General features: G+C 55.6%; 12 protein-coding genes and 1 pseudogene. All 13 read right to left on the bottom strand.

What is annotated here, in order from left to right; all coding sequences use genetic code 11:
* Positions 1-299, bottom strand: a 299-nt coding sequence (locus tag PQQ51_RS34025; RefSeq protein WP_408501573.1) for a hypothetical protein, incomplete at its 3' end; no start/stop codon positions are given.
* A 35-nt stretch (positions 300-334) separates the two neighbouring features.
* Positions 335-469, bottom strand: a complete 135-nt coding sequence (locus tag PQQ51_RS34020; protein WP_408501572.1) for a hypothetical protein — start codon at positions 467-469, stop codon at positions 335-337.
* Between the two features lie 18 nt (positions 470-487).
* Positions 488-973: a hypothetical protein gene (locus PQQ51_RS34015; protein ID WP_408501571.1), complete on the bottom strand. Its 486-nt coding sequence runs from the start codon at positions 971-973 to the stop codon at positions 488-490.
* Between the two features lie 64 nt (positions 974-1,037).
* On the bottom strand, positions 1,038-1,400 hold the full coding sequence (locus PQQ51_RS34010; protein WP_408501570.1) for a hypothetical protein: 363 nt from the start codon (positions 1,398-1,400) through the stop codon (positions 1,038-1,040).
* A 547-nt stretch (positions 1,401-1,947) separates the two neighbouring features.
* Positions 1,948-2,178 carry a hypothetical protein gene (locus tag PQQ51_RS34005; RefSeq protein WP_408501569.1) on the bottom strand — a complete coding sequence of 77 codons (231 nt, stop codon included), beginning with the start codon at positions 2,176-2,178 and terminating at the stop codon, positions 1,948-1,950.
* Between the two features lie 68 nt (positions 2,179-2,246).
* Positions 2,247-2,459: a hypothetical protein gene (locus tag PQQ51_RS34000; RefSeq protein ID WP_408501568.1), complete on the bottom strand. Its 213-nt coding sequence runs from the start codon at positions 2,457-2,459 to the stop codon at positions 2,247-2,249.
* A gap of 268 nt (positions 2,460-2,727) precedes the next feature.
* On the bottom strand, positions 2,728-3,021 hold the full coding sequence (locus PQQ51_RS33995; protein WP_408501567.1) for a hypothetical protein: 294 nt from the start codon (positions 3,019-3,021) through the stop codon (positions 2,728-2,730).
* 25 nt (positions 3,022-3,046) lie between these two features.
* On the bottom strand, positions 3,047-3,262 hold the full coding sequence (locus PQQ51_RS33990) for a hypothetical protein (protein WP_408501566.1): 216 nt from the start codon (positions 3,260-3,262) through the stop codon (positions 3,047-3,049).
* Positions 3,263-3,542: 280 nt separating this feature from the next.
* A complete protein-coding gene (locus tag PQQ51_RS33985; RefSeq protein ID WP_408501565.1) occupies positions 3,543-3,827 on the bottom strand; it encodes a hypothetical protein in 285 nt (94 codons plus the stop codon).
* 70 nt (positions 3,828-3,897) lie between these two features.
* Positions 3,898-4,116 carry a hypothetical protein gene (locus PQQ51_RS33980; protein WP_408501564.1) on the bottom strand — a complete coding sequence of 73 codons (219 nt, stop codon included), beginning with the start codon at positions 4,114-4,116 and terminating at the stop codon, positions 3,898-3,900.
* A 65-nt stretch (positions 4,117-4,181) separates the two neighbouring features.
* Complete coding sequence (locus tag PQQ51_RS33975; protein WP_408501563.1) at positions 4,182-4,559, bottom strand: type II toxin-antitoxin system VapC family toxin; 378 nt, start codon at positions 4,557-4,559, stop codon at positions 4,182-4,184.
* Entirely contained in the window at positions 4,559-4,795 is a 237-nt protein-coding gene (locus PQQ51_RS33970; protein WP_025602117.1) for a type II toxin-antitoxin system Phd/YefM family antitoxin, read from the bottom strand. The genes PQQ51_RS33975 and PQQ51_RS33970 overlap by 1 nt, the downstream gene beginning before the upstream one ends.
* A gap of 287 nt (positions 4,796-5,082) precedes the next feature.
* Positions 5,083-5,334, bottom strand: a pseudogene (locus PQQ51_RS33965) (hypothetical protein); the annotation flags it as partial.

Raw genomic sequence — 5,334 nt, 5'->3', positions numbered from 1 at the left:
CTTTCCTCTTGCTCGGTCACCTTCTCAGTTTGACCTTTGTAGAAATTGAGCACGAAATCGACAGCGTTATCCAGCTTCGCACGCTTGGACAGCTTCCCGAGGATCTCTTCCGCCGCGCCGGCCAACGTTAGCGACGACACATAGTCACGTTCCAGAAAGAGCCGGATTGCCATGTCTAACTGCAGCGTCGCAACCTCCAGCTTTGGAATGATCCTTGGTGCTGAGTCTTCTTGGTCGCGCCGTTGAATTGCCGCTTGGACCCGTTTTGCCTCCGTGCCTCGCCGTTTCGCCTCGCCCATTGTCCGTGCCTCCGTCTTTTCCTATTTGACGACTCTCATGACTTGTGCCCGTCACCAGCCTTCCATTTGGCGCTTTCTTCCGCGTTGACGAGGTACAGCCGTTTTCCGGTTTCGTCTCGTACCAAATCGTAGTCGTTATCCGCTCTGGTTTCGTTCGTGTCGTGATCCATTAGCAACTCCTTTTCCGATCACTTCGCCGAACCGCCTGTAGCCGTTCCGACTTCGCTGTCATTGAGGTTCCTGAGCCGCATCCCGCGCGTGCCGTCAGCCTCTCTGAATTCACGGGAGATTGCCGAGACATGCTCTGCCTTCAGTTCCCTAGGCATTTCATATCGAATTCGCATAAGCAACTGCATGCACTTTTGGTCGAATCCGTAGAACGCGTTTGATTTCGCACGCCAACCTGTTTTGCGCCGCACGACTTCGAGGCCTGTCGCGCCCAATGAAAGCGCGCCGATCATCCAAGGCTCCAAGTGCAACGCCGCCTTGATTGCGGGGACAGCAGACACCAAGCCGAGTCCGCTCGCGGTCGCGGCGAGAATCAAAGCTCCCCACCAGCAAGCGAAGACCCCAAGTTCAAACCGCCTCGCGTTGCACAACGCCTTACTTTTTGCAGCACTGATTTCAACGATTAAAGCATCTGCCATGTCGCTGTACTCACCCCGATCAAGCATACACACCCTTTTTTCTGGCTGCCGCCGATTGCTGGACGCTCGCGCGCCGGGTTGTTTTTCCGATTCAGTTAGCGCCACGAACGGCGAAGCGCACCGCCGCAAGATGATCGTTGTAGTGCGCCAAGACGTTGCTCTTCAACAGACAGTCCTCTACGACGCTCGCAGGCACACCGAAGTGCAGACGCAAAGCATCGGCCGCATCGGCCTTGTGGAAGCACGCAAGTTCGCCTGAGACGATATCTCCATCGTCGTCGTGCATGTCGATCCAGACTTCGCCATCGTCCATGTCTTGGCCGTTGTTCGGCAACGCGCAATCATCGGCTAACGCCGCCGCGATCATGCGCAGGCCCTCGGTTTCCGATACTTGCGTTTCCATCACCTCCATCAGCTTGCCTTTCACAGCAACCTTCGCAATCAGTCTGAACATCACAAGCCCCGTTGTTTTCCTGTTTGGTGTGCGCGAAACCTTGCCGTGCTTTTCCGACTTAAAGGTTGTTTGATCTGATACGTCGCTTTGCCTCGTGGACCGCAGCCGAATCGGAGTCGGATTGCCGAATTCTTCGCGTCGGATTCAGCACTATTCGCTTACTCTCCCCGTCCGGCGACTCGACGATGGCAACAGTAAACCAATGCTCTGGCATATCGCTGTTTTCGTAGAACGCGGGCATTATCTTGTGCCCGCGAAATTCAATGGTGGTCATTCTGTCGTTTTGCTCTTGTCCCTTTTAAAACAGGCCAGCGGTCAGCCGCTTCCAAAACATTCCATGCCCTCCAGCTCCGCTATCTACATTCTTTACCCAAACTGAACCGCAGTCTGCGCACTGTACGAACGTATGCTCGGTCTGGTCGTGACCACGGCCGACCGATGTCCTGATCACAACAGGTCTTCCAATCGGTGCGAGATTCGGCGGCGTCGCATCCTTTGAGCAAGCTTCGCAGGCTGACATGGGTGGCTCCTTTTCTGGTGCCTGCGACTATTCCCGCTCAAGGCGGATTTCGCAGAATTGCTCTTTGTTCTCGATGGCCTTTACGGTGTGCGGGTCGCCATCAATAAAAACTTCGACAATACTGCCCTGCTCAAAATTTTGCCCGCGAAGCCAAATCATGCCGCTGCCACCGAAGTATTCCACGGATTCAAGATTGATCGTCGTGCCGTCAGCCTTCACCAGTTGCACATGGGCGTGCGACATTGGGGTAGCGCTCAACTGTCTCTCCTTTGCTTGTTTTCCTGTTCGCCGGCAGCGCCGGCTTTTCCTTTGAATAGCATCGCTGCTTAGAGTTCTACGACCTTGGTGAGACCACGCGCGGCACGAGCCCGCGGCCAAGGCTCCCACTTGAGGCTACGGAAGTCGATCGGCAAGTCGCTCGTCGACGCGTAACGCACCGGATTACTGCCACGCGGCGTCCACACGCCCGGCTTGTTCACTCTAGCGAAGCGCGTCACGCCGACGACGATGCGCTTTTCGTAACCAGGCTCCTGGAGCATGAAGATACCTCCGCCGATTTCCCCGACGAAGAACGCTGCCCCGTGCTCCTCGTTCCCCTCGGGCGGATCTTGGTGATCGTTGCGATTGCGTGTGGCGATTACATATTTGCATCCACTCACTCGCCCGGCGTTCGCGACCCAGTATGCAACGCCTCCGCGGCGGACAATTTCGTTAATGGAGTTTGCGGTCAACACCACGAATGCGTTTTCACTTGTCTTTGCCATCGTTTTCCTTGTTACGCGACTGGTTCGAGCGCATTTCCGTGATCTATTCCGCGCGGCCGTAGTTCAGCCCGTATTCGTACTCGGCGCGCGGTAGCTGACTTGATATCAGAGCCTTCTCAGCAGCCACCAGGGCGAGTCGGAGAAAACCGTCACGCACGGCGATGCGGGCGTAGTCGAGTTCGCGTTGCTCCCACGGGCCGATCGCCCCCTCGCGCTCCTCTTCCAGAGCTTCCTCGGACTCGGTGATGACCTTCAGCACGTCCTGTTCGTGCCCGTCGTAGCTCTCGGCGACGAGTTCCAGGCATTCCGCGATCGACTCCATCTGCTTTTGGTACATGGTCGAGATCTCCTGTCTTTTCCCATCAACTCACCGGAATCTTGCAGTCGTCGCAAATAATTGCTACGTCACCGGACAAATCCTGACCTTTACCAGGGTGAAATCCGGCATCCAATTCCTTGAGCTCGCGATCAAGGCCATCGCCATGGACCGGATTTTCGTTTTCCTCCCAAGTCGCTCTTCCCGTCTTGCCGCAACGCTTGCATTCGATGGGGGAGCTAAACGTTTCTCGCTTTGGCATAAGTAGTCTTCCAGTTGTTCTCGGCGCTGGCAGCGCCGGCTTTTCCGATCAGTAGCCGTGCTTCTTCAGCAACTGTTCAGCACGATCGAAATCTCCTGTGACCGGCTGGTAAGAGCCGACGCGATCCTCCAACGAACGCGCGAGCGACCAATCTGTGCCCCGGTCCCCACGATCTTCCAGATCGCCATGTAGCTTCATCAAGCGGTTTGCGAGGTCATCGGCAACCGCATTGGGATTGTTGTCTTGCGTCAGGCTCTATTGCCCCTTGTTTTCCAGTTTTTTAAGGAAACGAAACAAACTCGCCTATTTCGTCCAATCGCTTCCGATCCAAAAAGGTAAAAGCAAACGCCTTAAAATTGACGACTTCAATGCAATCGAAGAAGACGAACTTTTTATTGCTCCCATCGGTCAGCACCACCTGTTTAGGGTTGGGCTTACCGTTATCGGTTCCATCGTCCTGGAGAAGGACATATAGTGTCCCCATTTCAGGCGGAGTTCCAGGCATCACCCTCGCCTTGAAAGATACCGTCTGGCCTGATCCATCTTTTATCGTTAAAGTGTTCATTTTTTCAGCTTTCCTATCTTTTCCATTTTGTTGGCGCCTTCGCCTTGCGACGGTAGGCGCCGGGCAAAGCTTACGGGTTCTCGATACTCACGCGCAGATTATTAAACCACGCCGCGAATTCGTCGGCCTCGTCGAATACCTTTGTGGGCGCGGCTTCGCTACCGAGTCCGACCGCGTAGCCGCCATTAAGTAACGCGATAATGCTGGCTTCGAAGACCGGTGGGTTTCCTTGTTTAGTGAGTGAATCACTGATCGTTTCGAGAGAGATAAAGATTACTGGGCTGCTCATAGATTTCTCGTTTGTTTTCGCGGCGGCCGGCCGGAGCGGGGCGCGTCAGCGCCAAATTGCTTTTCCTACACAGTGATAACGAGATCGGTGTACTTCGACAGATGACCATCCGATGTGATCAACCGCAACGGCTCCGACAATGCCTGCGCAACCAGAAGCCGGTCAAACGGGTCGCGGTGAATGTCAGGCAGATTGCGAACCAATGCAGCGTGAACGGCCCGCACCGGCAGTTCCATGAATCCGCTGGCTTCAATCTCCGAGACAAGCATATCGACGTCGGCCTCAAGTTTGCCGAGCCCGACCTTGATCGAAGCCTCCCAGATGCTCGCGCTGCTTACATATACTTCGTCAGCTTCCAGAATCAGCTTGCGTGCCGCTTTGGTCAGCTTGCGGTCATCCATGACCGACCAGAGATAGACGTGTGTATCGAGAAGCAGGCGCATCAACGACCCTCGAATGCTGCAATCACATCATCGGGAAGCGGGGCATCGAAGTCGTCCGCAATACGGACCTTGCCCTTGAGGCCGCCGAAACGGCGCGTGACCTTCGCCCGCTCCATCGGCACCAGTCGGGCGGCCGGCTTGCCGGCCTTAGCGATGACGATTTCCTCACCGCTGGCTGCGGCATCGACCAGCCGCGAAAACTGGGTCTTCGCCTCATGAATATTGACTGTCTGCATAATCGCTCCTAGTGGACTAAGCCCATATTAGTCCACTAGGCCACGCCGGTCAAGCGGCAAGCTCCCACCATATGAATTAACGGCAGAGCAGCGCTACCGCTTGAATCTTTGCCCCGACCTGGAATGCGCACGCATGCTGAGCGTATTCCGAGGAATTTTGAGGCCATCGGGTCCAAAACGCGCGTGTGCAGCCCGTGCTATTTCGTGTCCTCGGAAAATGACGAAATTACAGGCGTAAAAAAGCCGGCCTTCTGGAGTCAGAAGGCGGGCTGTGGATTGCGGCTCGATTACATGTCCCGCGATGGGCTTTCCAGCTTGCCAGCTGGGACATGTTCCTCGCCATCGACTTCGGCCAAGTGCGGCTCATCGTTCATGCTTACTTCGCAGACGATGATCTGCCCGAGAATCTCACCAACGTTTGCGCTTGCGGCATCAAGCTTTGTACGAAGGGCTGTTCGTGCGGCGCATTCGCTCACTGCGCGAATGCGGACAGCCGCATCCAGCTTGGCGTCAAACAGGTACTCGCGCGTCTTCCCCAG

The organism is Paraburkholderia xenovorans (genome assembly GCF_046030735.1).
GTDB classification, from domain to species: Bacteria; Pseudomonadota; Gammaproteobacteria; order Burkholderiales; family Burkholderiaceae; genus Paraburkholderia; species Paraburkholderia xenovorans_A.
This window is presented reverse-complemented; position numbering and strand designations above follow the sequence as displayed.

Excerpts from the sequence above, each read along its gene's own strand:
- PQQ51_RS34020 (WP_408501572.1), bottom strand. The coding sequence starts at position 469 with ATGGATCACGACACGAACGAAACCAGAGCGGATAACGACTACGATTTG.
- PQQ51_RS34015 (WP_408501571.1), bottom strand. The coding sequence starts at position 973 with ATGCTTGATCGGGGTGAGTACAGCGACATGGCAGATGCTTTAATCGTT.
- PQQ51_RS34010 (WP_408501570.1), bottom strand. The coding sequence starts at position 1,400 with ATGTTCAGACTGATTGCGAAGGTTGCTGTGAAAGGCAAGCTGATGGAG.
- PQQ51_RS34000 (WP_408501568.1), bottom strand. The coding sequence starts at position 2,459 with ATGCTCCAGGAGCCTGGTTACGAAAAGCGCATCGTCGTCGGCGTGACG.
- PQQ51_RS33995 (WP_408501567.1), bottom strand. The coding sequence starts at position 3,021 with ATGTACCAAAAGCAGATGGAGTCGATCGCGGAATGCCTGGAACTCGTC.
- PQQ51_RS33990 (WP_408501566.1), bottom strand. The coding sequence starts at position 3,262 with ATGCCAAAGCGAGAAACGTTTAGCTCCCCCATCGAATGCAAGCGTTGC.
- PQQ51_RS33985 (WP_408501565.1), bottom strand. The coding sequence starts at position 3,827 with ATGAACACTTTAACGATAAAAGATGGATCAGGCCAGACGGTATCTTTC.
- PQQ51_RS33980 (WP_408501564.1), bottom strand. The coding sequence starts at position 4,116 with ATGAGCAGCCCAGTAATCTTTATCTCTCTCGAAACGATCAGTGATTCA.
- PQQ51_RS33975 (WP_408501563.1), bottom strand. The coding sequence starts at position 4,559 with ATGCGCCTGCTTCTCGATACACACGTCTATCTCTGGTCGGTCATGGAT.
- PQQ51_RS33970 (WP_025602117.1), bottom strand. The coding sequence starts at position 4,795 with ATGCAGACAGTCAATATTCATGAGGCGAAGACCCAGTTTTCGCGGCTG.